Source organism: Nostoc sp. LEGE 12454 (assembly GCF_056620565.1).
The window spans coordinates 84,011-107,417 of record NZ_JBWQXL010000004.1 but is presented as its reverse complement, the minus strand read 5'-3'; the positions used below and the strand labels follow the sequence as shown (position 1 = coordinate 107,417).

27 protein-coding genes are annotated in these 23,407 nt (G+C 39.6%); 22 read left to right on the top strand and 5 right to left on the bottom strand.

Annotation, left to right across the window (positions count from 1 at the left end; translation table 11 throughout):
* Positions 1 to 471: 471 nt before the first annotated feature.
* From AC1F2U_RS05955 to AC1F2U_RS05945, 3 genes are all read right to left on the bottom strand, one after another.
* Complete coding sequence (locus AC1F2U_RS05955) at positions 472 to 1,011, bottom strand: Dps family protein (protein WP_335006436.1); 540 nt, start codon at positions 1,009 to 1,011, stop codon at positions 472 to 474.
* A 249-nt stretch (positions 1,012 to 1,260) separates the two neighbouring features.
* Positions 1,261 to 1,617, bottom strand: a complete 357-nt coding sequence (locus AC1F2U_RS05950) for a hypothetical protein (protein WP_480260270.1) — start codon at positions 1,615 to 1,617, stop codon at positions 1,261 to 1,263.
* Between the two features lie 537 nt (positions 1,618 to 2,154).
* Positions 2,155 to 3,255: a glutamate-cysteine ligase family protein gene (locus AC1F2U_RS05945; RefSeq protein WP_480260269.1), complete on the bottom strand. Its 1,101-nt coding sequence runs from the start codon at positions 3,253 to 3,255 to the stop codon at positions 2,155 to 2,157.
* A 384-nt stretch (positions 3,256 to 3,639) separates the two neighbouring features.
* On the opposite strand from AC1F2U_RS05945, the gene AC1F2U_RS05940 reads away from it, so the two are divergent.
* The 4 genes from AC1F2U_RS05940 to AC1F2U_RS05925 all read left to right on the top strand — a co-directional run bounded on the left by AC1F2U_RS05940 (position 3,640) and on the right by AC1F2U_RS05925 (position 8,378).
* Positions 3,640 to 4,317: a Mo-dependent nitrogenase C-terminal domain-containing protein gene (locus AC1F2U_RS05940; protein WP_480260268.1), complete on the top strand. Its 678-nt coding sequence runs from the start codon at positions 3,640 to 3,642 to the stop codon at positions 4,315 to 4,317.
* A 214-nt stretch (positions 4,318 to 4,531) separates the two neighbouring features.
* Positions 4,532 to 5,338, top strand: coding sequence for a DUF928 domain-containing protein (locus AC1F2U_RS05935; RefSeq protein WP_480260267.1), 807 nt, complete (start codon positions 4,532 to 4,534; stop codon positions 5,336 to 5,338).
* Positions 5,339 to 5,565: 227 nt separating this feature from the next.
* On the top strand, positions 5,566 to 7,785 hold the full coding sequence (locus tag AC1F2U_RS05930; RefSeq protein WP_480260266.1) for a CHASE2 domain-containing protein: 2,220 nt from the start codon (positions 5,566 to 5,568) through the stop codon (positions 7,783 to 7,785).
* Positions 7,786 to 8,072: 287 nt separating this feature from the next.
* The gene (locus AC1F2U_RS05925; protein ID WP_322709499.1) at positions 8,073 to 8,378 is read left to right on the top strand and encodes a hypothetical protein; all 306 of its coding nucleotides are present in this window, start codon (positions 8,073 to 8,075) and stop codon (positions 8,376 to 8,378) included.
* 424 nt (positions 8,379 to 8,802) lie between these two features.
* Here AC1F2U_RS05925 and AC1F2U_RS05920 read toward each other — a convergent pair whose 3' ends face one another.
* Positions 8,803 to 9,252: an orange carotenoid protein N-terminal domain-containing protein gene (locus AC1F2U_RS05920; RefSeq protein WP_480260265.1), complete on the bottom strand. Its 450-nt coding sequence runs from the start codon at positions 9,250 to 9,252 to the stop codon at positions 8,803 to 8,805.
* A 348-nt stretch (positions 9,253 to 9,600) separates the two neighbouring features.
* Here AC1F2U_RS05920 and AC1F2U_RS05915 point away from each other — a divergent pair, with 348 nt between their 5' ends.
* The 18 genes from AC1F2U_RS05915 (at position 9,601) to AC1F2U_RS05830 (ending at position 22,221) form a co-directional block, all read left to right on the top strand.
* Positions 9,601 to 11,307 carry an N-acyl-D-amino-acid deacylase family protein gene (locus AC1F2U_RS05915; protein ID WP_480260264.1) on the top strand — a complete coding sequence of 569 codons (1,707 nt, stop codon included), beginning with the start codon at positions 9,601 to 9,603 and terminating at the stop codon, positions 11,305 to 11,307.
* A 219-nt stretch (positions 11,308 to 11,526) separates the two neighbouring features.
* Positions 11,527 to 12,438, top strand: a complete 912-nt coding sequence (locus AC1F2U_RS05910) for a hypothetical protein (protein ID WP_480260263.1) — start codon at positions 11,527 to 11,529, stop codon at positions 12,436 to 12,438.
* A gap of 121 nt (positions 12,439 to 12,559) precedes the next feature.
* Positions 12,560 to 12,853, top strand: coding sequence for a type II toxin-antitoxin system HigB family toxin (locus AC1F2U_RS05905; protein ID WP_480260262.1), 294 nt, complete (start codon positions 12,560 to 12,562; stop codon positions 12,851 to 12,853).
* A gap of 14 nt (positions 12,854 to 12,867) precedes the next feature.
* Positions 12,868 to 13,245, top strand: a complete 378-nt coding sequence (locus tag AC1F2U_RS05900; protein WP_480260261.1) for a helix-turn-helix domain-containing protein — start codon at positions 12,868 to 12,870, stop codon at positions 13,243 to 13,245.
* A gap of 431 nt (positions 13,246 to 13,676) precedes the next feature.
* On the top strand, positions 13,677 to 13,922 hold the full coding sequence (locus AC1F2U_RS05895; protein WP_094352872.1) for a type II toxin-antitoxin system HicB family antitoxin: 246 nt from the start codon (positions 13,677 to 13,679) through the stop codon (positions 13,920 to 13,922).
* Positions 13,919 to 14,131, top strand: coding sequence for a type II toxin-antitoxin system HicA family toxin (locus AC1F2U_RS05890; RefSeq protein ID WP_480260260.1), 213 nt, complete (start codon positions 13,919 to 13,921; stop codon positions 14,129 to 14,131). Before AC1F2U_RS05895 ends, AC1F2U_RS05890 begins: the two co-directional genes overlap by 4 nt.
* Positions 14,132 to 14,288: 157 nt before the next feature.
* Positions 14,289 to 14,453 (top strand): hypothetical protein, encoded by a 165-nt coding sequence (locus AC1F2U_RS05885; RefSeq protein WP_480260259.1) that lies wholly within the window; start codon positions 14,289 to 14,291, stop codon positions 14,451 to 14,453.
* Positions 14,454 to 14,494: 41 nt separating this feature from the next.
* Positions 14,495 to 14,908, top strand: coding sequence for an Mpo1-like protein (locus AC1F2U_RS05880; protein ID WP_480260258.1), 414 nt, complete (start codon positions 14,495 to 14,497; stop codon positions 14,906 to 14,908).
* Positions 14,892 to 15,896 (top strand): Rieske 2Fe-2S domain-containing protein, encoded by a 1,005-nt coding sequence (locus AC1F2U_RS05875; protein WP_480260257.1) that lies wholly within the window; start codon positions 14,892 to 14,894, stop codon positions 15,894 to 15,896. The genes AC1F2U_RS05880 and AC1F2U_RS05875 overlap by 17 nt, the downstream gene beginning before the upstream one ends.
* Before the next feature lie 261 nt (positions 15,897 to 16,157).
* A complete protein-coding gene (locus tag AC1F2U_RS05870) occupies positions 16,158 to 16,898 on the top strand; it encodes a hypothetical protein (RefSeq protein ID WP_480260256.1) in 741 nt (246 codons plus the stop codon).
* Between the two features lie 5 nt (positions 16,899 to 16,903).
* Positions 16,904 to 17,956 carry an aromatic ring-hydroxylating dioxygenase subunit alpha gene (locus AC1F2U_RS05865; protein WP_480260255.1) on the top strand — a complete coding sequence of 351 codons (1,053 nt, stop codon included), beginning with the start codon at positions 16,904 to 16,906 and terminating at the stop codon, positions 17,954 to 17,956.
* Between the two features lie 129 nt (positions 17,957 to 18,085).
* A complete protein-coding gene (locus tag AC1F2U_RS05860) occupies positions 18,086 to 18,991 on the top strand; it encodes a ferritin-like domain-containing protein (protein WP_480260254.1) in 906 nt (301 codons plus the stop codon).
* A 39-nt stretch (positions 18,992 to 19,030) separates the two neighbouring features.
* Positions 19,031 to 20,224 (top strand): P-aminobenzoate N-oxygenase AurF, encoded by a 1,194-nt coding sequence (locus AC1F2U_RS05855; RefSeq protein WP_480260253.1) that lies wholly within the window; start codon positions 19,031 to 19,033, stop codon positions 20,222 to 20,224.
* A gap of 14 nt (positions 20,225 to 20,238) precedes the next feature.
* On the top strand, positions 20,239 to 20,523 hold the full coding sequence (locus AC1F2U_RS05850) for a 2Fe-2S iron-sulfur cluster-binding protein (protein ID WP_480260252.1): 285 nt from the start codon (positions 20,239 to 20,241) through the stop codon (positions 20,521 to 20,523).
* A gap of 32 nt (positions 20,524 to 20,555) precedes the next feature.
* Positions 20,556 to 20,948, top strand: coding sequence for a deaminase domain-containing protein (locus tag AC1F2U_RS05845; protein WP_480260251.1), 393 nt, complete (start codon positions 20,556 to 20,558; stop codon positions 20,946 to 20,948).
* A 14-nt stretch (positions 20,949 to 20,962) separates the two neighbouring features.
* On the top strand, positions 20,963 to 21,427 hold the full coding sequence (locus tag AC1F2U_RS05840) for an SMI1/KNR4 family protein (RefSeq protein WP_480260250.1): 465 nt from the start codon (positions 20,963 to 20,965) through the stop codon (positions 21,425 to 21,427).
* 153 nt (positions 21,428 to 21,580) lie between these two features.
* A complete protein-coding gene (locus AC1F2U_RS05835; RefSeq protein ID WP_480260249.1) occupies positions 21,581 to 21,826 on the top strand; it encodes a type II toxin-antitoxin system Phd/YefM family antitoxin in 246 nt (81 codons plus the stop codon).
* Positions 21,823 to 22,221, top strand: a complete 399-nt coding sequence (locus AC1F2U_RS05830; protein ID WP_480260248.1) for a type II toxin-antitoxin system VapC family toxin — start codon at positions 21,823 to 21,825, stop codon at positions 22,219 to 22,221. The genes AC1F2U_RS05835 and AC1F2U_RS05830 overlap by 4 nt, the downstream gene beginning before the upstream one ends.
* A 229-nt stretch (positions 22,222 to 22,450) precedes the next feature.
* Here the strand turns inward: AC1F2U_RS05830 and AC1F2U_RS05825 are convergent, their stop codons facing one another.
* Entirely contained in the window at positions 22,451 to 23,362 is a 912-nt protein-coding gene (locus tag AC1F2U_RS05825; RefSeq protein ID WP_480260247.1) for a DUF6602 domain-containing protein, read from the bottom strand.
* Positions 23,363 to 23,407 lie beyond the last annotated feature (45 nt).

Here is a 23,407-nt window from a genome sequence, read left to right as displayed (position 1 = left end):
GATGGAATTTCCCCTTTACCTTTAACCTTTAACCTTTCCCCAACCGGAAAGCAAAAGTTACTTTTGCAAGATGTCTATTGTTTAGATTGACTACACCGATAAGGATGAGCCACTGCGCTAGATGGATTCCCCAGCATAAAGGAGCTAGCCGCGTAGGCGGAATTTCCGACTTGAGCGGACTGGCGTTAAGTGGGATTGGCGCATGAACCAATTTTCAATTCCAAAATTCGCAAGGTGAATGAGTAGATCCAGGCAGATTAGGCAATTTTCGTTAATAAATCTACCGCTGCCGTTGGTTGTCGACTTCGCTCAACCAACTAAAAAATCGAGAGTTGAGCGAAGTCGAAACTCGTCAACCTGGGTAGATTCTTTGTTAGAAATCACCTTAATTCTTTCACATCAATAGAGGGAGGAATCGATCGTCCCTCAACTGATTTCACATGCAGCCTTGCTTAACTCAGATGTTATGAGCTATACACCTACGGGAGTCTTAGTCCCTGCTGTTGGCTGTCTGCCATCTGCATCTATTGCCTCGCCTTCAATAAATGAACGCAGCATCCAAGCTATTTCTTCATGCTGTTCGAGTAGTCCAGTCAAAAAGTCGGCAGTTCCTTGATCGTGGAACTTTTCACCAGACTGATCTACATGGTCTCTCAAATTACGAATAACCTGCTCGTGATCGTCCACTAAATTAGCTACCATCCCTGTTGCTGTGGGCACATTACCAGCATGTTCTTTGAGGGTAGCAAGCTTGAGAAATCCCTCTAATGTACCAACTGGATAACCGCCCAAAGCACGAACCCGCTCTGCCAAAGCATCAATATTTAGAGTCAGCTTTTCGTAGTGTTCTTCCCAAAGCTGGTGCAAAGAGCGGAACTGAGGGCCAACGACATCCCAGTGATACTTTTTGGTTTTCACCAGCAGTAAATAGGCATCTGCTAAATCTTGATTTAACAGATTAATTACACCTTGACGCTGTTCGTCTGTCAAACCAATGTTTATCGCACGCATTATTTTCCATCCCTAAGCAAACTTATTTATTAACTTGCCAAATTTTCCCCATAATCCACATCGACCAAAGGAAACATTATGAGTTTAGATTAATCATCACATTCCATAGCTATACTTACACCTTAATAGGGATGAACATATTTTTATGTTTAATTTCAGTTGCGATCGCCACATTAAAAAGTAGTAATGGGTCACTGCTTTCATGCAATCACCCATTACTACCAAAAAATTACCAAGGTATTAACTCTGTTACTTACCTGTAACTTTTTCTAAGAAACTCTTTGCTTTTTCTTCTACAGAGGTAGCACCCTGTGAATTTTCTGGACGCTTCTGCTTGTCAATATCAGCGGCTCCTTGAACCTCGTTGAGTCCTTCGTTAGTCTCCTTTTGAGTCTCTTTCAATCCTTCTGGTGGTTCTTTAGCGGCTTCGTCAGTTTTGCGCTGAATATCAAGCAGTTGTGTAGTACCTTCAGTGGGATGACTTTGGTAGCTATCGATTGCAAAAGCAGGAAATGCATTAGAGAATAATACTAGAGCACAAGTAAAAGCTACTACTAGAAAACGTACTGGACGGAAAATAGATAAAACAGAAGTAATCATCTTCATTTGAAATCCTCAATAACAGCTTTAACAACGCAGAACTTTCAGTGAAAGAGCGAAGCATATACCTTTACTTAGCAATTTTAAGCAATAATAAAACTGGCAAGCTCCGCTTCAATTTAGAAGTTCTTCAAAAACGAACCTGACGAAGAGATTTTGTATTTCTGCATCGGATTAGTAAGGGATAATAAGCAAATACCACCTTAATTCTTTAGCAAAATCATTAGATTTCATAATTGAAATCCTTCATTTCAGTTCCCTGTTTACACTTTTACTTTGAAAAAGCTAGGGTATGCATCAATCTCTAGAATGAAGTTTACTGCATCTTTAGTTATAATAAAATCAGTCTCTAGGTATATCGACTTAATCTAGTTTTTTCAAGCTAATGGCTATACTATTTATGTTCAGTTAGCTGGACTTTATCAAATTAAAGGAATTGAAGTAATATGCACCTTAGAGGACATTTGTAAAGTATCAATTTATTATATAAAGACTCTCCTTAATTACCTTTAATAAATAAAAGGAGAAAAATAAATCTTTTTTTTAAATTTGATAAGTCTGCCTTATAACCTCTTCTATTGAATTTACTTGATGAAACATTTCTATTAATTCATGGGATCTTGTTTTTCCATTTCCCAGCAGCACTTTTAAGGGCGTTAAATAACGAACATCTGGGTCATCTCCTAAAGCAAGTTCGGCTGCTTGCAAGACTTTTGTCGCATTTTCCAAAATATCTTCGTTTTCAAACGCTTCTTTTGCAGAAAGTTGGTGTAACGCTGCATCGGGTACAGTTGCTCTACCCGGTAAGGTTTCATCTAACACCAAACCTTTTAATAATATCAGCAAAGCCGCATAGATTAAAAAATTATCACAACTATCACAAGCCTTAAATTCAATGCGTCCCACTTCCGCCGGAATGCGGGCAATTTTTGTTAAGGCAGGTATGCTATTAATCAGTTGTTCTTCTTTTTGAACAAAAACCAGAGTAGCTGGTCTTTTGCCAGTTCTGATAAATGTTCGTACCGATAGCCCATCCCATAAGCCTCCATTATAAAAGGGAGAGCTATAACTAAAAGGAACGATATAGGGACTGTAATAAGTGAACTTTCTACCAATATCGATCGCATCTTCAGTTGAAAAATCTGCTACTGAAATATTTAAATCTGGCCCATAAGATACCATGTGAATATTAGCAGTTTGTTCGTCAGGATAAGCTTCTAGCTGTTTGATTTCATAATTGTTTAATGGGGGTTGAGGCTCAAAAGCTGGATTGTAGGGATTGAAACTAACCAAAACTGGTGATAAGCCAAAGTCAGCCGCAACCTTACGTAGTAAGTCAAAACTTTCTGATAATTCAGCAACAGCGCCTTGGATATTAGAATGAATAGTTGTTCTAATTTCAATACCTTTAACATGACAGTCTATGACTTCATCAGAATCCGCAAATCTTTCAAATCCCTCAATGTACCATCTTTTCATCTTAATACCCGCATCGCCAACGCGGAGTTGAGGATAGTCACTGGGGTATGTAGGTAGCCTTGCAATAATTTGATTGAAATCAGCAAATTTTGTGTGGGAAAAATCAGCAAATTTTCCCTCATTGTTCAAGAACGCGACTTCATGTTCAATGCCAAAGAAAAACATTCTATACCTTAATTTTTTAGAGTTAACCTAATTTCACTAATGCCAAGCGATCGCAATCCCATAGAGAAGCAAGTAACATCAGTAAACGATTTATTAGAGAAAAGCGTCGGCGATATTTAGCTGGCAGGTTCGCATAGTGAGAAAACTCGCTCGCTCTGTAGCGCAAATTACAGTCTTGAACCTTATGAATATTTGAGATACTCCGAGCAAATTCAGTTTAAATATAAAAATTCTCAATAACGGTACAAATGAATTTTACCTTAAGACCGACTATTGGGATTTGAAAACTTCTCTGATTTATTTTTCTGTGCTGCTTCCACTATCTTCATAGTCACTGGTTAGGGTAGCGTAGTAGTGACTGAGGAAAGCTTGAGACGTGAGTTTATGACAAGTACCGTTCAATCCCCCTACAGCAGCGAACAGATTGCCGCTTGGTTGCGTGGACTGCTTACTATTGCTTGGGCTGATGGTAATTTTGACGATCAAGAACAGGAATTAATTGCCAGCATCACCGAAAATGAATTAGCTCCTAAGATTAAATTTGACTCACTAGAGGTAATTACGCCAGAGGAATTAGCCGCAGCGTTGGGTAAAGGTACACCAGCAGCAGAAAATTTCTTAAGGACAGCGATAATGGTAGCGATCGCAGATGGTACTTATTCTCCCAGCGAAGATGAGGTTCTGCAACAGTTCTGTCAAGCCTTGGAGCAGCCAGAGAAGTTACTCGAAGCCCTTCGTCACACTCTGGAACACCCACAGCAAATTACCCCCACTATCGCCAGCACTGGGCTGACAAAGCGTCAAATTAATGCCCTACACCCCCTGCAAGACTGGCTCGATGGGCTAGATATCCAAGACCCAAGAGTAGCCCGCTTTTTGTGTAAAATGATTCCCGCCCAGTGTCCCTTTGAACGAGATGTCACCCTATTTGGACGCAAGATTGTGCATATCCCACCGATGTGTAAAATTAACCCGTTATATGAGCAACTGGTAGGCTTACGTTTTCGTGCCCTCTCCTATTTAGCAGATAAATGCGGGGAAGATGTTTCACCATATATTTGAGTAGGGAGTAGGGGAGCATTCGGTCACTTCGGCTACGCTCAGTGACCGAATGCCCCTCTGCCCCTCTGCCCCTCTGCCCCTCTGCCCCTCTTCCCCTCTGCCCCTCTTCCCAATGCCCAATAAATAGTTCTGTAGTTGAGTGAAAAATCTAACTCTGCTTTTGGGAATACTTGATTTATTCACCTGACTAATCTAGAACTCAGGCATTATCAATATGAAATGGATGAAACCATCTTTATATTTTGTACCCTTTTCCTTACCTTTGTATTTGCTTTCTGCTTTAACAGCACAAGTACAAGCTCAGTCGTACCATGCCAATAAAACTTGGCAAGTTAGTCAAACATTTAAACCACCACAGCGGGGAAAACTTCCCGCAAGTGCTGGTGGTTCTACCCGTGGTAGCTCTTGCCTAAAAGGTAAACAACTAATAACTCCCTTAATACCTCCAAATAAATTAGGGCTGACATTTGCTCAACATCCAACATTTTTCTGGTATATACCTCCATCCCAACTCAAAACAGCCAAGTTTCTGCTCTTGACTGAAGACCAGAACGTATTTTATGAAACCTCTTTTACACTTCCAAATAAATCGGGAATTATTAGCTTTAAACTTCCTGACAGTGCCCCTGCACTCGCTGTAGGTAAAACTTATCATTGGTATCTAACAATTATTTGTGATAATCAAGACTCTAGTGAAAATCCGACTGTAGATGGTTGGGTGGAACGCACTCAACCAGGAGCAACCTTGTCAGAGGCGTTAGCAAAGGCGAATTTGTACAAGTTGCCCACTATCTATGCAGAAGCTGGGATTTGGCATGAAGCGCTGACTAGTTTGGTGCAGCTACGCCGGACTGAGCCGAATAATTTCAAAGCGAGGCTGGATTGGAAACAATTTTTCAAGTCTGTAGGTTTGAGTGCGATCGCTTCCGAACCATTGATTGATTGTTGCACATCTACGAAAGAAGGGCATGAGGCATTGGGCACGGGGCAGAGGGGAAGAGGCAGAGGGGCAGAGAGGTAGAGGTGCAAAGGGGCAGGGGAAAAATTTACTGCAACTTCTCCCCTGCTCCTCGGTCACTGAGCGTAGCCGTACCACTTCGTGGAAGTAAGCTACGCGCAGCGTCTCGTAGAGAAGTGCTGCTCCCCTGCTCCTCTGCCCCTCTGCTCCTCTGCTCCCTACTCTTGTACAGACGCGATTAATCACGTCTCTACTCCTAACTCCTAACTCAGCACTCAGCACTAAATATTATGTGGGCAAAGCTGAAACCGCACATCTGGCAATGGCGGGGTGTTTTACTTGCTGTTCCCAATATTACAGCCCTGGTGATTGCAATACGCTTGACTGGATTACTGCAATTGTTGGAATTGGCAGCACTAGATCAATTTTTTCTCCTTCGTCCACGAGAGTCGGCTGATACCCGCATCGTCATAGTTGAGATTAATGAGGCAGATGTCCGCAAGCAGGGACAGTGGCCTATGCCTGATGGAAAACTTGCTAGTTTGTTAGAGAAAATCAAACAGCATAAACCCAGAGCGATTGGTTTAGATATTTATCGTGATTTACCTGTAAATCCCGGTCATCAAGACTTACTTAAGGTGTTTAAGTCTACTCCTAATTTGATTGGAGTCCAAAAAGTCTCTGATACTATTGATAGTTCGGCGGTTGATTCATCTCCAGAACTAAAGAAACTTAATCAAATTGGGTCAAATGATTTACCCATAGATGGAGATGGCAAAATTCGACGAGCATTATTGTACGTCAACTTAAATAATGACGAGATTCTAGAAAGCTTTGGGTTAAAACTGGCATTGCTGTACTTGAAACCTGAAGGTATTACTGCCAAGCCATCGGCAACTAACTCTAATTACTTGCAGTTAAATCGGGGTGTTTTTCCAATTTTTGAAGCTAATGATGGAGGTTACGTCCGAGCCGATGCCGGAAGTTATCAAGTGCTGTTGAATTACCGAGGACGGATACAGCAGTTTACTAAAGTATCTCTTACCGAAGTGCAAGACAATCTCATCCCACGAGATTTAATGCGAAATAAGGTGGTATTAATTGGTGCTACTGCTGAGAGTTTGAAGGATCTATTCTATACCCCTTATAGCAGTAATGTCTTGACTGACCCAGAACGGATGGCGGGTGTCACAATTCATGCTAATTTGATTAGTCAAATTTTAAGTGCGGCGATGGAAGGTCGTCCATTGATTAAGTGTTTACCTGAGCCGCTAGAATGGCTATTAATTTTGATTTGGTCAATTATTGGCGCTAGCTTGTGTTGGCTGCAACGCCATAGTAGCAACCAGAAAACCTTGATGGCTCTTAGTGTTTGTCTTGCGAGTGGGGGTTTAATTGGTAGCAGCTTTTTGGCGTTTTTGGCTGGTTGGTGGATTCCCGTTATACCTTCATTACTGGCTTTTGGAAGTTCGGCGATCGCACTTACTCAGTATATTGCTCAAAGTGCTACCGAGATGCGAAAAACCCTCGGCCGCTATCTAACTGATGAAATCGTCGCCAATATCCTCGAAACTCCTTCTGGGTTAAAGCTAGGAGGAGAACGCCGAAAAGTTACGGTTCTCGTGTCTGATTTAAGAGGCTTTTCAGCTTTTTCCGAACAATTGCCCCCGGAAGAAGTAGTAAAGATTTTGAATCTTTATCTGGGAATAATGACAGATGTAATTAACCAGTATAAAGGCACGATTAATGAGTTTATGGGTGATGGTATTTTTGTGGTGTTTGGTGCGCCAATTAGTCGCAAGGATGATTCTCAACGAGCCATCGCCTGTGCTCTTGCCATGCAATTAGCAATGGAGCAAGTGAATGAACAAAATCAGCAAATGAATTTCCCAATTCTGGAAATGGGAATTGGGATTAATACAGGCGAGGCTGTAGCGGGAAATGTTGGTTCTCAAAAACGCGCTCAATATACAGTTGTTGGCAGTCATGTTAATTTGGCTGCTCGAATTGAATCTTATACAGTGGGAGGACAGATTTTAATTTCCGAAAATACCTGTAAGGATGCCAATATTGACCTACAAATTGCTGGACAATTACAAATAGAACCCAAGGGCATAAAACACCCTGTGACAATTTGTGAAATTCGTGGCATTGGTGGTAAATATAATTTATTCTTGCCTAAATATGATGAAGAAATGATCATTCTTACTCAAAAAGTACCTGTAAAATATTCCATTTTGCAGGGAAAACATGCAGTAGGAACAGTATTTATGGGGGAATTGATTAGCCTCTCAGAAAAAGGAGCGCAGCTGCAATCGCCACATTCTTTAGAACTCTTGAGTAATCTGAAACTCAAGTTATTAATTGAAGCAGAAATGCCTACAGAAGAAGATATCTATGCCAAGGTGATTGAACAGTCTAATGTTGACGAGCATCTTTTTCTGCTTAGGTTTACAGCAGTTCCCCCAAAAGCGATCGCAATTCTCAATGCACTGCGTCAGCTAGGGTGAGATTAAGGCATCAATCTTGAAATGGTAACAAATGGAGGTGTATGTAAATAGGGTAAACCGAAAAAGTAGGTAGTCTAGCTTTTTCTAAAACAGTAACAATTGTTGCTGATACAACCAAGCGATCGCGGTAATATTTTGGACTTAAGCCCGATCCAACTCCAATAACTCATAATTTTCAACGAATAATTAATAATTCGTAATTTCTGCTATGTAGCAACTCACTTGAGTTCTGGAGTTCAAAATATGATTTCTTCTAAAACTGAGATTCAATTACATCCTAAGAACAAATGACAAACGGAAACAAATTTCAACGATTAGTAGAACTTGCAAATGATTATGGAATTATTTGCGAACCAACACCAGAAGAATGTTTGATTGCATCCTTGCCTGGAGACGATGATTTCTTATTAGCTTTTACTTGGTCTGGTACAATTGAGGGAGAGCCGCCAGAGCATGAATTAATCGCAGTTAGCGTACAAGATATAGTCAAAGAAGTTACCGTTGCAGCTTGGCAGATTCCTTTTTATTTATTCGGAAACGTTTTAAGGCAAGCTCAGATGCTTGTCGCTGCCCACAAAGATTTTGTTAGCTAAGAGATAAGCTATATCTCAAAACTTCTATCCCTGTCAACTGTTTGTGGCAGGGATTTTTATTTCAACTACTGCTTTAAAGATTTATAAAATATAATCTGTTGAAAGCTTAAAAAGATCGCGATCGCTCGAAGGCATACCTGATTATAATGCGATCGTGCGGTTGGAAAAATCAGAATCAAGCGCTATCTATGGGCGCAAGGCCTTTGCACTCCTACAATCAATGTGGTTCAAATGCATGAAAACTGTTATAAAATGAGCGAACCGACAGATATTAACTTCCATCAAGACTACCGCAAAGATGAGCATCTCTGCGGTAGTTCTAAGTTAAAGACTATTAAAGTAGAGCAAAAACAGCCAAGTCTAGCTTAATTTGGTACTTTGAGTTATCTTCAATTCTAGAAAGCTTGAGAGTTGTTGGGCTTGACTAACCCATTGCTTCAACAGCACTCAACATGAAATTAATCCGTTGCTCAAACTCCAGATTTTTGATCAATGCGACAAATTCATCCGTTTCACCAGGAAGTTGATAGTCGGAGGGCACTTGAATTATGCTTCCATCCTCCATTCCTTGTGCCAACAAAAACCAAACGTCTAATTTGGCATTGGGACTTAGACTATTATAGGTTTGGCTGATATCGTTAGCTGCACCATTAATAATATCGCGTTGTGCTTGCAGTTGCTCTTCTTTAGACAAGTCCAGGAATTTGTCAAACACTGCTTTTGCAGGAGCTTCAACGCTTGGGGGAGGTGCTGGTTGTAGCTTCTCTTTAAGATCGAGATAACCGAACCAAAGTAGGGCTAGCTGAGTATCTACATCAAAGCGTTGAAAAGTTTCTAAAGCTGGTCTTGTTGCTTCATCAATTGTGTAAGTCATAAAAAACTCCAACTAAGTTAAGGGTATTCTGATTTCCTCAGTAAGTAACTGAGAAATTTGCTTTCATTACTTCATACAACTTAACGAACAAATATAGATAGATAACCCTACTTAGGGTAGGTATAGGACTTATTACATAAGACAGATATAGATAACTGAAATTGCTAGTTACAAAAATGCCTGCTTCGATGTATATGAAAGTTAAGTAACGTCTGCCACTCTAAGCGATCGCTTGAAGGGATTCCTGATTATGTAGTATAAGATGTAGCAATGAATATTTGCGTCATACTGTAGTGCGATGGCGTACCCGCCCTTTCCGGTGGCGACATCAAAGGAAAACAAACAATCATGTTAGATTTGCTGATTCAAAACGGGTTAATTTTCGATGGCTTAGGCTCTCCACCTGTTCGCAAAGATATCGGCATTCAAAACGGCCACGTTGTCACCCTCGCACCCTCCTTAACTACTCCAGCGCGTGAAGTGGTTGATGCTTTTGGGTTATGGGTGACACCGGGATTTATAGATATTCATACTCATTACGATTTAGAGTTAGAAATTGCACCAGGATTGAGCGAATCAGTTCGTCATGGTGTTACCAGCGTGGTTATTGGTAACTGTAGCTTGTCTGTTGCGATCGCAGAACCCCAAATCCTAGCTGATATTTTTCAGAGGGTAGAGACACTTTCCCATCGGCTGATTGCAAAATGGCTACAAAAGTCGGTTTCATGGCAGACACCAGCAGAATATTTACAGCATTTGCAACAGTTACCCCTTGGCCCCAATGTTGCCCCAATGTTTGGACACAGTGCCTTACGCGCTCATGTGATGGGATTAGAACGCAGTTTAACGGTTCAGCCGACAAAATTTGAACTAAAACTTATGCAGCGCATAGCCAGAGATGCAATAGATGCTGGCTTTATTGGCATTTCTATTGATATGTTTCCCTGGCATCGGATGAGTGGAGAATGGCAAGGCTGTACAATTCCCTCTCAACACGCCAAATTTAAAGAATATGCAATGTTAGCGGATTTATGTCGGCGGTGCGATCGCGTTTTTCAAGTCACACCCAATTTACAACGCCTTGCTTCCTTTGTGGATATTCTGCGTATGGGTTCAGGGATTGGACAAAAACCACTGCGGCTAACAGTCCTATCTGCCTTAGATGCCGTACACGATCGCAACCTATGGCGAATATTTTCCCCCCTACTTTTTATTTGGAATCGGCTTCTAAATGGTAATGTGCGGTTTCAAACCCTAACCGAACCCTTCACTATTTACTCTGATGGATCTGTGACTCCCTTATTTGAAGAATTCTCCACAGGCGCACAACTCAATGGCTGTCAGTCACGAGAAGAAAGGCAACAACTATGGGCATCGGAAATATTTCGTCGTCAGTTTCGCCAAGAATGGCTGAGTAAACGGCGTAAATCATTCCATCGTCAGTTAGATTTGATGGAAGTTATTCACTGTCCCGAAGCAAGTTGGCAAGGGTTAAGTTTTGCCCAAATTGCTCGTCAAAAGCAACAAGAACCAGTGGATTTATTTATCCACGCATTACAAAAATACGATACAGATTTACGCTGGTTGGCGACAGGAGCAAACGATCGCCTAAAACCCCGTTTAGCGATGATGCAGCATCCGCATATTTTGCCTGGTTTTACCGATGCTGGCGCTCACGTGCGTAATCTGGGCTACTATGATGGAGCTTTGTCTTTGCTCAAACAAGCAGTTGCAACCAAGTTTCTTTCACCTGAAGCTGCGATTTGCCGCGTTACCGGAGAACCTGCTGGTTGGTTTCATCTTGATACGGGAGTTCTCAAAGTTGGTGCGAAAGCAGATATAGTTTTACTCGATCCCAATGCTTTAAATCAGCCAATTAGCCCGCAGGTGCAGATATCAGATCCCGTTTTAGATGGTGAACCTCGGATGGTTAAGCGTGGTTCGGATGAGATTGTGCAAGCGGTTTATATTAATGGAGTTCGGGTTGTTTGTCGGGGTGAAGTGAGCGATCGCTTGGGGCGTGAAAAGTTGGGAAGTGTTTTGTTTCCTTGTTGAAGTATGTCACGCACAGACTAGAGGCGCAAAGATAAGTTTAAGAGTTTAGCATTATGGTAAAAATCTTAGTTTTGGTTCGATAATTAGGTTATAGTTCAATTGAGCAAGAAAAAAGCCTAATCAAAACTTACCCGACAAATACTTTTTCGAGGTATGTCAGCAAAAACAAAGCATAGACAGACAAATAACTTTCATGTTTACTTTTAGATTCGATACAAAATGTCAGATTTAACAAGTATTGAAAAACTTAAGTTAGAAAAGCTGCTCGAAATGGGTGGTGGTTATGTACTAGATTTTTCAAACAGAACCTTTCAGGAATTTATCTTAGAAAGCTTGAACATCGATATATATGATGAAAAATATAATTATCAAAGTGGCTCAAAAGCAAATCGATTAAGAAAACTTTGGAAAGAAGAACCTAATCCTATAGTAGGACAGTTACTAGAAAAATTATTAGAATATTGGAGTACGAAGAAGTTAATAGCTCATCAAGTTGTTAGTTATGAAAATAAAAACTTGTTTGACGAATGTCAAAAAATTGCTGAAAGATTAAAAGAAGGTATTGCAAGAAAATATAATGAAGATTATTTAAAGAAAGAGCAATTTTATTTGTTTCTATCTAAGCTATTGTCAGAATTCGATAAGTTTGCAGGTTTAACAAATTCGGAAGATAAAAAGAAACGAGGATTATTGCTTGAAGATTTACTAGAACGGATTTTTTCTATTTATGAGATCCCAACTCAAAAGAGCTTTAAGAGGAATGAAGGTGGTGAACAAATAGACGGTGCATTTAAGCTTGAAAGCTGGTACTACTTAGTTGAATGCAAATGGACTCAAAGTCTAACAGATATACGGCAACTTGATAGCCTTTATGGTAAAATTAGTCGATCGGGTAAGCAGACATTAGGCTTGTTTCTGTCAATTAATGGTTGGTCAAAAAATGTATGTCCATTACTAAAGCAGAATTACGATAAATCAATTATTTTGATGGATGGTTATGATTTACGATGTGTTCTTGTCGAGCATAATCACTTGGATTTGAAGGATTTACTTTTGAAAAAGTTGGAATGCTTAAATTTTGAAGGAGAACCGTTTTATAGTGCAGCACAATTATTGGAAAATAACCAATAGTTCTAAATTTGGTAAAAAGAGCGATCGCTGATTAGGAATGTTAGGCTTAATTCGGGATAAAAGTTAGTATCTCTTCAAGTTACTCTTGATCCCACTTTGGGATCAAATTATCATAAATGCTATGCGTATTTTATCCCGCAGTGCCCTGCGAAATTTCTGGGAATCTCATGCAGATGCTGAAGAAGCACTAAAAACTTGGTACTATGAAGCCTCTCACGCCGATTGGCAGAGTCCAGTTGATGTTAAAGCCGCTCATGGTAATGCCAGTATTATTGCTAACAACCGTGTCGTATTCAACATCAAAGGCAATAGTTATCGGCTCATTGTCGCAATTCGTTATGATATCGGTATTGTTTTTATCCGGTTTATTGGCACTCATATCGAGTATGACAAAGTAGATGCAGAAACTATCTAAATAGAGGTTGATGTATGGAATTACGTCCAATTAGAACCCAAGCTGACTATCAGGAAGCTCTTCGAGAAATTGAGTTTCTGTTTGATGCCGTCCCTAATACACCTGAATGCGATCGATTAGATGTGCTGAGTACCTTAGTAGAAGCTTACGAAAAGGCACATTTTCCTATTGAAAAACCCGATCCTATCGAAGCAATTCAATATTACATGGATACCCGTGGCTGGTCTCGCCGTGATTTGGAGTCATGTCTCGGCAGTAGAGCTAGGGTATCTGAGATACTATCTCGTAAACGCTCCTTGACCTTGGAGATGATTCGGAAGTTAAATCAAGAGTTAGGTATTCCGGCTGAGATTCTTATCCAGCCCTATGATTCGGTGCAAACCTCTGCTTAATAACGGCCAGAAAAAAGCGACGAAATATTAAACCGTGAAAAATTCCTTTATTCTTATGAATGTAAAACTTCAGACCGACGAAGACAATCTACAGGCAAGCACTAGTATAAAAATAAATGAAGAAACAGAAAATGAAAAAGTTCTATGTCCTCATTGTCGGCGCACTGCTACGAACGGTATTAAATGTAAAGGTATTTGTGTAGCTGATAATGACTATTAAGGTATAAATTATATCGTTCTATGTTTTTGTAGGCTATGTTAACGAAATATAAAGCACTATTTTTATAAAAGCGATGCCTACGGTGGATAAAGTGCGATCGCTGAGTTTCAAACAGGGTATAGCAACCAAATCTGATGCACTACACAACCCGACGATTTTGGCAATGTTATGATGCTGTTAACCTGAAATCAGTAAATAAACAAATCTAGTTATGCTCTACAAAATTCCACTACTACTTACACCTCAGCCAGAGGGTGGGTTTACGGTAACTTCTCCGCTTTTGCCAGAACTGATAACTGAGGGGAACTCTGTGGACGAAGTTTTAGTGAATGCTAGAGATGCATTTGAAGCGGTTCTTGAAGTGTATGAAGATTTAGGTAAAGAGCTTCCTCACAACCTACAATCTGTAGACCAAAACTCACCAGCTTTGATAGAAACAATTATCTCTACCAAATGAACTATAGAGAAGTTGCCAAGAAATTATCTAGGCTTGGATGTGAAGAAATTCCCAGACGTGGCGGAGGCTCGCATAGGAAGTGGTTTAATCCAATTACGCAGAAAGCAACTGTACTTCCTGACTGGAGTAGCCGCGATCTAAAACTAGGAACATTAAGAGCAGCTATAAAACAACTAGGAATTGAGTGGTCTGACTTTGAAGAGACATAACCAATCATTGTACCTGCTGTTAGTAGTGGATTGTATAATTGCCCTCATTACAAAAAATCGATAGCATAAGGTATAACATTAGTTATACTAATCTATGAAAACAGCGATTTCCATTCCCGATCCTCTCTTTGAAGCTGCTGAATAGTTTGCAAAACTTATGGAGTTGTCCCGTAGTCAGCTTTATGCTGTAGCACTTAAAAAATACTTGCGATCGCATAAACCGGAGCAAATTACTAAACAGTTAGATGCCGTATATGCCGATGAATACAGCAGTCTCGATTCATTGTTTGTAAAGCTACAAGCTCATACTATCTCTGAGTAAAATTTGTGATGTAGCGAGGTGAAATTTACTAAGGTTTTGACATGAATTCTAATCCTCAACACAATTGGAGAAATCGGATTAATAATCAAATTCTGGATCATACTTTTACAGACTATTGGGATATTTTTATTCTTAAACATCAACATCCAATTAATATTACTCTACACATTCTAGGAATATTCTTTTTTTACACTTTACTCTTTTATACTTGGAAATTGCAAAACTTTTGGTTACTCTTGGGCTTACCGTTAACTCAATTGTTGGGATTAACCGGACATTTGTTATTTGAGCGTAGCCATATTGATTTACAAGATGCTGTATTTTCTTGGCGGGCTTCTTATTGTTTAGGTAAAATGTTATTTAGGATTTTGACGGGTAAATATCAAGATGATATTCGCCAACGACAAGAAATATTAAATAATTATTTATCAAACAATTATGCAAATCTTCAATAATTGGAATGTAATTGCTAAGGGTTGGTATATTGCCTGCCCTAGTCATGAAATCCCTAAACAAACAGCAAAATCTGTAGAAGTGTGCGGTCAGAAAATTGCAATTTTTAGAGGTGAAGATGGGCAAGTACGAGCTTTGGATGCTTACTGCCCTCATTTGGGGACAGATTTAGGAATTGGGAAGGTTGATGGTAATTGGATTCGTTGTGCATTTCATCATTGGGCATTTGATGAGACAGGGATTTGTCAAAATATTCCCTGTCAATCAGAAATTCCTACTCAAGCTAAATTACAAGCTTATGCAACAGAGGAAAAGTATGGATTTATCTGGATTTATCCAGATGCTAAAGCACCAGAGGGAGTGGCTGATTTTGATGAATTGAAGGGTAAAGAAATTGTTGCACAAGCTGATATTGCATTTGCCAGAAGTTGCCATCACCATATTTGTATGATGAATGGGATTGATGCTCAACATTTAAAAACAATTCATCATTTAGATATCAAAATGGATCTGTCACTACATCGTAGCGAATTAGGCACGCAAATTGACTTTACAATGCGGGGACAATTCCCTCAAACCACTTGGAGAGAGAAGTTAGGCCAAAGATTCCTTGGTTCTACATATCAATATTCAATGCGTTATGCTCATGGTTGCATTGGTTTGTTAACAATGATGAAAGATGTCAGGCTTTTTCCGCCACTGTTTATGATATATGCTTATACTCCAATTGCACCTGGAAGAACTATAATTCAACCGATTTATGTAACTGAAAAACGTCAAAGTATTGTGGGATATCTGCAAAGTCAGTTTTTGTTATTCTGTACTCGCTTGGCTTACTATATGCTCAGAGATGAGGATGGCAAAATTTACGACAATATTCGTTTTAATCCGAAGTTGCTCCTTAGTATCGATCGGCCATTAGCTGAATATATGGAGTATGTAAATCAGCTAAAACCGTCTCGATGGTCAAAAAATAGGGGTGTAGAATAGTAGGTTAGATTAGCGATCGCGTAACCCAATAAAAGCTTTGGTAATGTTGCGTTTTGTTTCTCAATCTAAATACATCTTAATTATTTTGTAGAGTGGGCGATTTCCATCAACTCTATATTGAGAAGGTGCAAAATGTGAATACAGAATTGTAGCGTAAATAACCATTTTTGAATCTGTCACATTACCCCGTAAATTTACCATAATGGTCGATAAAGTTTTAATTAAATATAATACAAATCGAGCCTAAGTAATTTACGAGTAATGAAGAGTTTACTGATTCCTGTTCAAAATTTGCAGCCAAGCGATCGCACCGCCATGTATGCGCTGCTGCAAAATCACTTTAAAGGTATAACCTGGGATGGCTTTCAAATCGATCTAGAGCGCAAAAACTGGGTTTTGTTGTTGAGAGATGAAACATCCAATGCACTCAAAGGATTTTCAACTTTGATGTTATGCCAAAAGACTTTTTTGGGAGAACAAATTAGTGTGGTGTATTCTGGCGATACTATCGTTGATCCTAGTGCTTGGTCGAGTACAACACTACCACGTAGTTGGATTGCCGCCATCAATTTTCTGCGTCAACACTATGCAGAAAATAAACTTTACTGGCTGCTAATTTGCTCTGGTTTTCGTACTTATCGTTTTCTCCCTACTTTTTGGCAAGATTTCTATCCGCGTTATGATGTTACAACACCAGCCGATGTTACAAATCTGATGGTGAGTTTAGCACGGGAATACTATGGTAGTTTATACCAAGAATCAACTGGTATCGTCAATTTTCCGTATCCCCAAATTCTCTGTGAGGAGTTAATTGAAATCCCCACAGGAAGACAGACTAACCCCCATATACAGTTTTTTGAAGAAAAAAACCCCGGTTATCGGTTAGGTGATGAATTAGTTTGTTTAACTGAAATTAACTATGACAATCTCACTCGTGCTGGAAAACGAATGTGGGAGTCAAAATCATCATTGCAATTTGTGCAAGATTGTGTTCTCATTTAACTTTTATGGTATCTACAAACCCACAATCAAACTTTAACAATCCGACACAATTTATAGAGGGATGGTACTGGGCATTAGCATCAAAAAAATTAAAAATTGGTAAGGTAAAAGCTATAACTTTACTAGGTAAAAATCTGGCAATTTATCGGGGAGTTAGTGGTCAGGTAGTAGCTATAGATGCTTATTGTCCACACATGGGCGCACATTTGGCAGAAGGTAAGGTAGAAGGTGATGGAATTCGCTGCTTTTTTCATAATTGGAAGTATGACAGTCGCGGAATTTGTGTAGATGTTCCTTCTCTCGGAAAACCGCTACCAGTGTGTATTAAAACTTGGCACACGGCAGAAAAGTACGGCATGATTTGGGTTTGGGTGGGTGAAAAAAAGCCAGGTTCGTTGCCTTTTGTACCAGAGTTAGAACAGGCAGATTGCGATCATATATTGGGGACTCGATTTGTCAAAAATTGCCATCCCAATGTCTTACTAATTAATGCGATTGATGCTCACCATTTCAATACAGTACACAATTTGCCCCTAGAGATTGTATTTGATTCTCAAAACCTCAACCCTAACGCTATTACTTTCAGCAACACTACACGGGGAGGGGATGATTCTTGGTTAATTCGCCTGATTCGTCCTCTATATCGCAACGAAGTTACTTATAGTATGTGTTACTGGTATGGCAGTACTGGGACTGTGACGCTAGGCCCGGATTTTCTGCATTTCTACATTATATTTACACTGCGAATGATAGAAGGTGGTAAAACTGAAGGGCAAACAATTCTTGTCACTCCCAAGCGTCCGGGATTTTGGGGATGGGTTTTAAATCGTGGTTTGTTATGGTTAACTCAGCAAGTTGGTAATTACTTTGCCAAGGGAGATACACAGGTATTTCAGACAATTCAGTTTGATTTAAAGACTCCCACTAAAGCAGATCAATCTATTATTGAATTTATTCAGCACGTTAATCACCAGAAAGCTTTAACCTGGGGAACTTGGGACACTATTAATTATCCAAATATTCAAACCCTATCAATACCTAATAGTAATTCGCTATGAAGATGCAGTTAATTATTAAACGAACCGCCAAGTACGCCAAGTACGCCAAGAGAGAGAAGGAGTAATTCTTAAGTGTAAACTTACGGAAAATTAGTATAACTCTGAATTCACTTTAATTGAACAGAAAAAATGGATTTAAAATATAATATTGTTGGTTTTGATCTACCGCACACAGATTCTGATGACCGTTTGCGACGGATATTAACAGGAGCATTACCCAATCAGAATAATTATGCTAATTACCGACAATTAAATTATTGGAATGCTGAATTTTTCAACTTACATAAAGTAAAATGTTTTCAACAATCTAATCTTACTGAACAATCTGCTATTCTGGAACTTGCCAACCGCAGTCTGTTAAAAGAATCATATTTTATTGAGAAAGCAGGCGTTGGCTACATGGCAAAAATGGTACTGTTAGCAGAAACAGTTGAAGAACGAATGCTTTATGCATTGTTTACGGCTGATGAAGCTACCCACCTTCACCAAATTAGCCATTTTTTGCCACAAATGGAAGTAACTAGCACGGACGATCCGTTTTTGCGCTTACTATCAGAAGTGGTTGAAAGTGCGGATAAAACAGTTTTGTTGTTTGTGCTGCAAGTCGTTTTAGAAGGATGGGGTTTAAGCCATTATCGGCGTTTAGCGAAGGAATGCCGCTATCCAGTTTTAGCAGAACTTTTTTCCAGCTTTTTACAATCTGAATCCCGTCATCACGCCACGGGAACCACCTTGTTTAATCAAATTACTGTTTCAGCATTTAGTCAAACAACAATTCTTGATGTATTGGCACAGTTTTTGTTTATGGTACAGGTGGGGCCGCAAAGCTTACTAGCAGCAGTTGAACAAGTGAAAGGACATCTGACGCGATCGCAAAAAATCCAAATTTTAGAAGAACTAGATACAGAAACCCACAGCGGAACGCGATTACAAATATTGCGATCGCTCATGGGAGGAACATCAGCCCAGCCTATCCTGCAAAATTTAGAAGAACGCGGAGCCTTTGAACCACTCCCCGCCCATCAATGTGTGTGATAAATATCAATCTTATCTCTGCGTGAAATAAAAACGGATATGGAAAAAACTATTCATCGCAAATTACAAATTAATCACACTCGCAACAAACAGCAAGACCATACTGCTTTAATGGATGAAGCTGTCATCAAGTTTCGCTATGAGGATTGTCAAAACGAGTATTGGAATCCAGAGGAATTTTCTCTGCTATATGGTACACCATTATGGGAACAGTCCAGCCAACATCAGCGTATAATTTTGAACCAACTTTACTGGGTAGCTTACTACTCACAAATTGTTTCTGCGGAAATTGCAACTATCTTTTTCAATCAAACCAGTGCAGCCGGACTTTACGCTCAAGAAGATTTTCGCTTAATCTGCGATACATTAGATTTGGAATCCGCCCAAGAGCGATCGCACATTAACGCCTTTCGCACAATTGCCAAACAGGTTGAACAAGCGTTGTTTGGGGAACTTATCTTTACCTACCCCATGCGCGGCCCCTTTACAGAAACGATGGTTTATGCTGACACCAATGCCCTAAAAACTTGGTGGAAAAAAATTCAACTTCAATACTTTGGGCTAATTTCTGCGAATAATACTTTTTTAGCTTGTCAGTATTTCACTGTCAGGGGAGTACGGACGCTAAACGGCAAGTTAGTACAGCACAAACTCAGCAATTATTATCAAAAACATCCCCATCCTGAAGCTACTCCAATTCCTGCTAAAGTCTCCTATTATCACTTCATGGATGAAAGTTTTCACTTCAATAGTTCGACAATTATATCTCACGATGTTATCACTTGTCTTAAGCCACCAACTGCTTTTGAGCGACTGGTTGCTAATTTAGGATTGCTGGGATGTCAGCACGATCATTTTCATTTTTCTGCGGCGATTAACGGGATATTCTGGTACGATCCGGCGCTGTATAGCAATATTTATCGGGTGTTGCGATCGCGCATTTTTGAGATGAGTGACAAAGATGCTAAAGAAATGATGCGGTGTTGTTTTACCGAGGATTCGGAAGGATTACAGCACAGTTTTTCAACTCATCAGGAGGCCATGAAATCTTATCAAGTGTATATTGAAAAGCTCGATTATCTTTGGCAGCGTAATCGGGATATGTCACTGATGGCTACTAATTCAATTTCTCGATATTTGGCAACACAAAAAAGGGCTTTTCAAGGTTTTGAACAGCAAGAGGATTTGTTTATATCTCACGCAGAGAGGAATGGAAGAATGTTGTTTAGGTAAAATTGTTGCGTATTATGGCTGACTTCTGTAAAATATCCTTTCCAGGAAGTGATTTTGTCCCTATCACTTTGGAATGCCATCAAAATTTGTCTGAACATCTCACAATTCAGAATTCACCTGTTTTATTTGGTTGTCGGACTGGTATTTGTGGCACTTGTTTAGTTGAGGTTATTGGTGATATTCTTCCTCCTCAACCTGAAGAACAGGAAATGTTAGAGACATTAGTGGCTAATCATCCTCATGCGCGGTTAGCTTGCCAGCTTGATGTTACAGGTAATGTTGAAATTCGTAGGGTTTAGATGGTAATTTAAAAACAACTAAAAGAGCAAGTATGGATTGGTTAAAGCGCGTTGCAGAAATTCGTAAAAATTGTAACGTGCCAGCACCAGCCCGAAATGTTGCTATTGCTAGAGTATGGGTAGATGAGACGTTTTTCGAGCTATTCGCCTTTAGTGGTAAGCTATTGCGAGAGGGAGCGGTTATTTTACCGAATCAACCGATGTTTAAAACCTTTGAAGTTACCGGACATCGAAGAGATTTAGACTCAGAGTACAAAATATTAGAAGCGATCGCCCAAAAATATACAAATAATAGAGAAGTAAAGGGTAAGATTGAGTTATTCACCGAAAGAGAGCCATGTGATTCGTGTGAGTATGTTATTAAGCAGTTTAGGCAGACTTTCCCGAACATTCAGCTAAATGTACATCACGGAAACATTGCGTAAAGGAGTCGGTATAAGTGTCAATTCGCAATTTACCCAAATCACTTCAGTTTATTTTTAATGAGAATCAGCTTTCGCCATGTTCAGATTTAGAAATAATTCAATTTGAACAACAAAAAGGTATTACTCTGCCCAGTAATTACAAAGACTTTCTCAAGATAATGGGGCATGGTGCAGGTAAGTTTTTGCGTGGTTCTGATTGCTTTTACCAGCATCTACCGCAAATCCAAGAATGGGCTAAAGAACTTTTGGTAGAAAATGATTTTCCTGAAGCTTTGCCAGAGGATGCTTTTGTATTTTTCATGCACCAGGGTTATCAGTTTAGCTTTTTTAGGCTATCAGAAGGTGATAACCCACCAACTTACTCATATTGCGAAGGGCAGCAAGAGCCTTATTTCGTCAAAAGTCATGATACGTTTAGTGACTTTCTAACAGTGGAAATCGAGCTATATTTAAAATCTTCGATGTCTCTAGCGAGTTAGATATTTGCCATATCAAATTGACAATCAGTTTTCCTCTTAACCAAGAGCGTTGTATTTGTATCCACGAAAAGCGAATTCAGAAAGCTTATTTCACAGTAATGGTTAATGGAAGGATGAATTGGTTAAACTCAATTTAGAGACTTAAATAAAATCATGGAAACTGTAAATATCCATCAGGCTGAAACGAATTTCTCACAGCTTTTGTTGCGGGTAGAGCATGGAGAAGAAATCATTATTTCTGACCGAGGCATTCCCATTGCGAAGTTAGTTCCGTTTCGCACCTCATCAAATCGCCGCGATAGTTTAGGACAGGATAAAGGGCGTTTTGTAGTGCCAGAAGACTTTAACGCCCCTTTACCAGATGAGATGTTGGCAGCATTTGAGGGCAGTGAGGAGTGAAACTTTTGCTAGATACGCAATGTTGGTTATGGTGGTTTGCACAACCAGAGCGTTTGAATGAGGAAGCGATCGCACACATTGTTGATGAAAACAATGAATTATGGTTATCAGTTGCTAGTATTTGGGAAATAGGTATAAAAGTTGCCATCGGTAAATTACCACTGCCAGATCCTTTAGACAGTTATATTTCTAGTCGGATGGCACAGTTGGGAATGCGATCGCTAGAAATTACCGCGTCTCATGCTTTACAAGCGGCTGCTTTACCATTGCATCATAGAGATCCTTTTGACAGAATGTTGATTGCACAGGCTCAGATAAAAGAAATGACGCTTGTCAGTGCCGATTCAATGTTCAATAAATACGATATTTCCCTGATTTGGGCTGCTAAATCGTGAGATTTTACTTCAATGGTTCTTGCTTATAGTGCAACAATTTGCCACTATCTATATTATCAAACTAGCGATCGGACTTGTCAGTTTTGGGAAATGTTGGGTTTCATAACGTCAAACCGACCTACTCACTAGAAGGTTTTAGCTCTTCAGCTGTGTAAAGGCTAAATCGAACGTAGACAGCTCACCTTTACATCAGCAACAATATCCTTCGACAGCTAGCTCCAATGTATTGTCATGTTGCGTTTGTTGAGTCACTAGTTGGGGCATAAGGATCTGTCTCTTGATATTCAGGTTCTCCAGGTCTGTAAGACATATGAGGTGGAACCCAGACATCGTATGGCATCATGCTATCAAATGGATAAGAGAAAGCTTCCCATGACTCTGAAGCATTTAAGTATTCCCAATAAGCGAATTTGCTGACGTTAATAACTTCAATAGCTCTAGCTAGTAATTTATAGAATTTTAAAAGTAGCAGTTCAGGAGACTGGTTTTCAAGGCAACCGATGGCGTATGCATCCATTGGGTTCGGACAGACTCCATTTTCACAGCAGTATGTAATTAGGTACTGATCAAAGTAATAACAAAGGTTAACCCATTGATAGCGAGGATAATCACGATTGTAGTAGAAGAGTGTCTCTCGCATACTTTTTGAACTTACACATTGATCAGTGACAATCAAGAATGTAAATATTTGATCCAAATGATTGTACCTTTGATCAATTGGATGACCATCTATGATTGATAAATTTTTATCACCTGCACTTCGATCTAGTTCTTTCACAGATCGAATATTATAGTAAGCCTCTGCTACTATCTTTGTAGAAGTTAACTGAGATTTAACCTCACCTACAGCAACAACTGATTCGCACGGGAAAAACATCTTACCAACAGCCTCAAATGAAGGACACAAGGATGCATCGTAAATTACGATATCTATCTGACGACTAACCTTCCCATGAGCATCAAAAACAAAACCAGTTGATACACCAAAACGTTTGGGTAGATGCTTCCGAAGAAAATCTCGAATTACTTCCTCACGCCCTGTTCCCAGTTCTCCTGGATGTGAAATCAATTTTTGTTGTAATACTATACGCATTTGTTCTGCAACACTCTTGAGCAATTGAGATACATGGAATTCAGCCATCTAGTCCTCCTGATTGTTGCGACCAGACAATTCTAGATAATCTTT

Excerpts from the sequence above, each read along its gene's own strand:
- AC1F2U_RS05955 (WP_335006436.1), bottom strand. The coding sequence starts at position 1,011 with ATGCGTGCGATAAACATTGGTTTGACAGACGAACAGCGTCAAGGTGTA.
- AC1F2U_RS05950 (WP_480260270.1), bottom strand. The coding sequence starts at position 1,617 with ATGAAGATGATTACTTCTGTTTTATCTATTTTCCGTCCAGTACGTTTT.
- AC1F2U_RS05945 (WP_480260269.1), bottom strand. The coding sequence starts at position 3,255 with ATGTTTTTCTTTGGCATTGAACATGAAGTCGCGTTCTTGAACAATGAG.
- AC1F2U_RS05940 (WP_480260268.1), top strand. The coding sequence starts at position 3,640 with ATGACAAGTACCGTTCAATCCCCCTACAGCAGCGAACAGATTGCCGCT.
- AC1F2U_RS05935 (WP_480260267.1), top strand. The coding sequence starts at position 4,532 with ATGAAATGGATGAAACCATCTTTATATTTTGTACCCTTTTCCTTACCT.
- AC1F2U_RS05930 (WP_480260266.1), top strand. The coding sequence starts at position 5,566 with ATGTGGGCAAAGCTGAAACCGCACATCTGGCAATGGCGGGGTGTTTTA.
- AC1F2U_RS05925 (WP_322709499.1), top strand. The coding sequence starts at position 8,073 with ATGACAAACGGAAACAAATTTCAACGATTAGTAGAACTTGCAAATGAT.
- AC1F2U_RS05920 (WP_480260265.1), bottom strand. The coding sequence starts at position 9,252 with ATGACTTACACAATTGATGAAGCAACAAGACCAGCTTTAGAAACTTTT.
- AC1F2U_RS05915 (WP_480260264.1), top strand. The coding sequence starts at position 9,601 with ATGTTAGATTTGCTGATTCAAAACGGGTTAATTTTCGATGGCTTAGGC.
- AC1F2U_RS05910 (WP_480260263.1), top strand. The coding sequence starts at position 11,527 with ATGTCAGATTTAACAAGTATTGAAAAACTTAAGTTAGAAAAGCTGCTC.
- AC1F2U_RS05905 (WP_480260262.1), top strand. The coding sequence starts at position 12,560 with ATGCGTATTTTATCCCGCAGTGCCCTGCGAAATTTCTGGGAATCTCAT.
- AC1F2U_RS05900 (WP_480260261.1), top strand. The coding sequence starts at position 12,868 with ATGGAATTACGTCCAATTAGAACCCAAGCTGACTATCAGGAAGCTCTT.
- AC1F2U_RS05895 (WP_094352872.1), top strand. The coding sequence starts at position 13,677 with ATGCTCTACAAAATTCCACTACTACTTACACCTCAGCCAGAGGGTGGG.
- AC1F2U_RS05890 (WP_480260260.1), top strand. The coding sequence starts at position 13,919 with ATGAACTATAGAGAAGTTGCCAAGAAATTATCTAGGCTTGGATGTGAA.
- AC1F2U_RS05885 (WP_480260259.1), top strand. The coding sequence starts at position 14,289 with ATGGAGTTGTCCCGTAGTCAGCTTTATGCTGTAGCACTTAAAAAATAC.
- AC1F2U_RS05880 (WP_480260258.1), top strand. The coding sequence starts at position 14,495 with ATGAATTCTAATCCTCAACACAATTGGAGAAATCGGATTAATAATCAA.
- AC1F2U_RS05875 (WP_480260257.1), top strand. The coding sequence starts at position 14,892 with ATGCAAATCTTCAATAATTGGAATGTAATTGCTAAGGGTTGGTATATT.
- AC1F2U_RS05870 (WP_480260256.1), top strand. The coding sequence starts at position 16,158 with ATGAAGAGTTTACTGATTCCTGTTCAAAATTTGCAGCCAAGCGATCGC.
- AC1F2U_RS05865 (WP_480260255.1), top strand. The coding sequence starts at position 16,904 with ATGGTATCTACAAACCCACAATCAAACTTTAACAATCCGACACAATTT.
- AC1F2U_RS05860 (WP_480260254.1), top strand. The coding sequence starts at position 18,086 with ATGGATTTAAAATATAATATTGTTGGTTTTGATCTACCGCACACAGAT.
- AC1F2U_RS05855 (WP_480260253.1), top strand. The coding sequence starts at position 19,031 with ATGGAAAAAACTATTCATCGCAAATTACAAATTAATCACACTCGCAAC.
- AC1F2U_RS05850 (WP_480260252.1), top strand. The coding sequence starts at position 20,239 with ATGGCTGACTTCTGTAAAATATCCTTTCCAGGAAGTGATTTTGTCCCT.
- AC1F2U_RS05845 (WP_480260251.1), top strand. The coding sequence starts at position 20,556 with ATGGATTGGTTAAAGCGCGTTGCAGAAATTCGTAAAAATTGTAACGTG.
- AC1F2U_RS05835 (WP_480260249.1), top strand. The coding sequence starts at position 21,581 with ATGGAAACTGTAAATATCCATCAGGCTGAAACGAATTTCTCACAGCTT.
- AC1F2U_RS05825 (WP_480260247.1), bottom strand. The coding sequence starts at position 23,362 with ATGGCTGAATTCCATGTATCTCAATTGCTCAAGAGTGTTGCAGAACAA.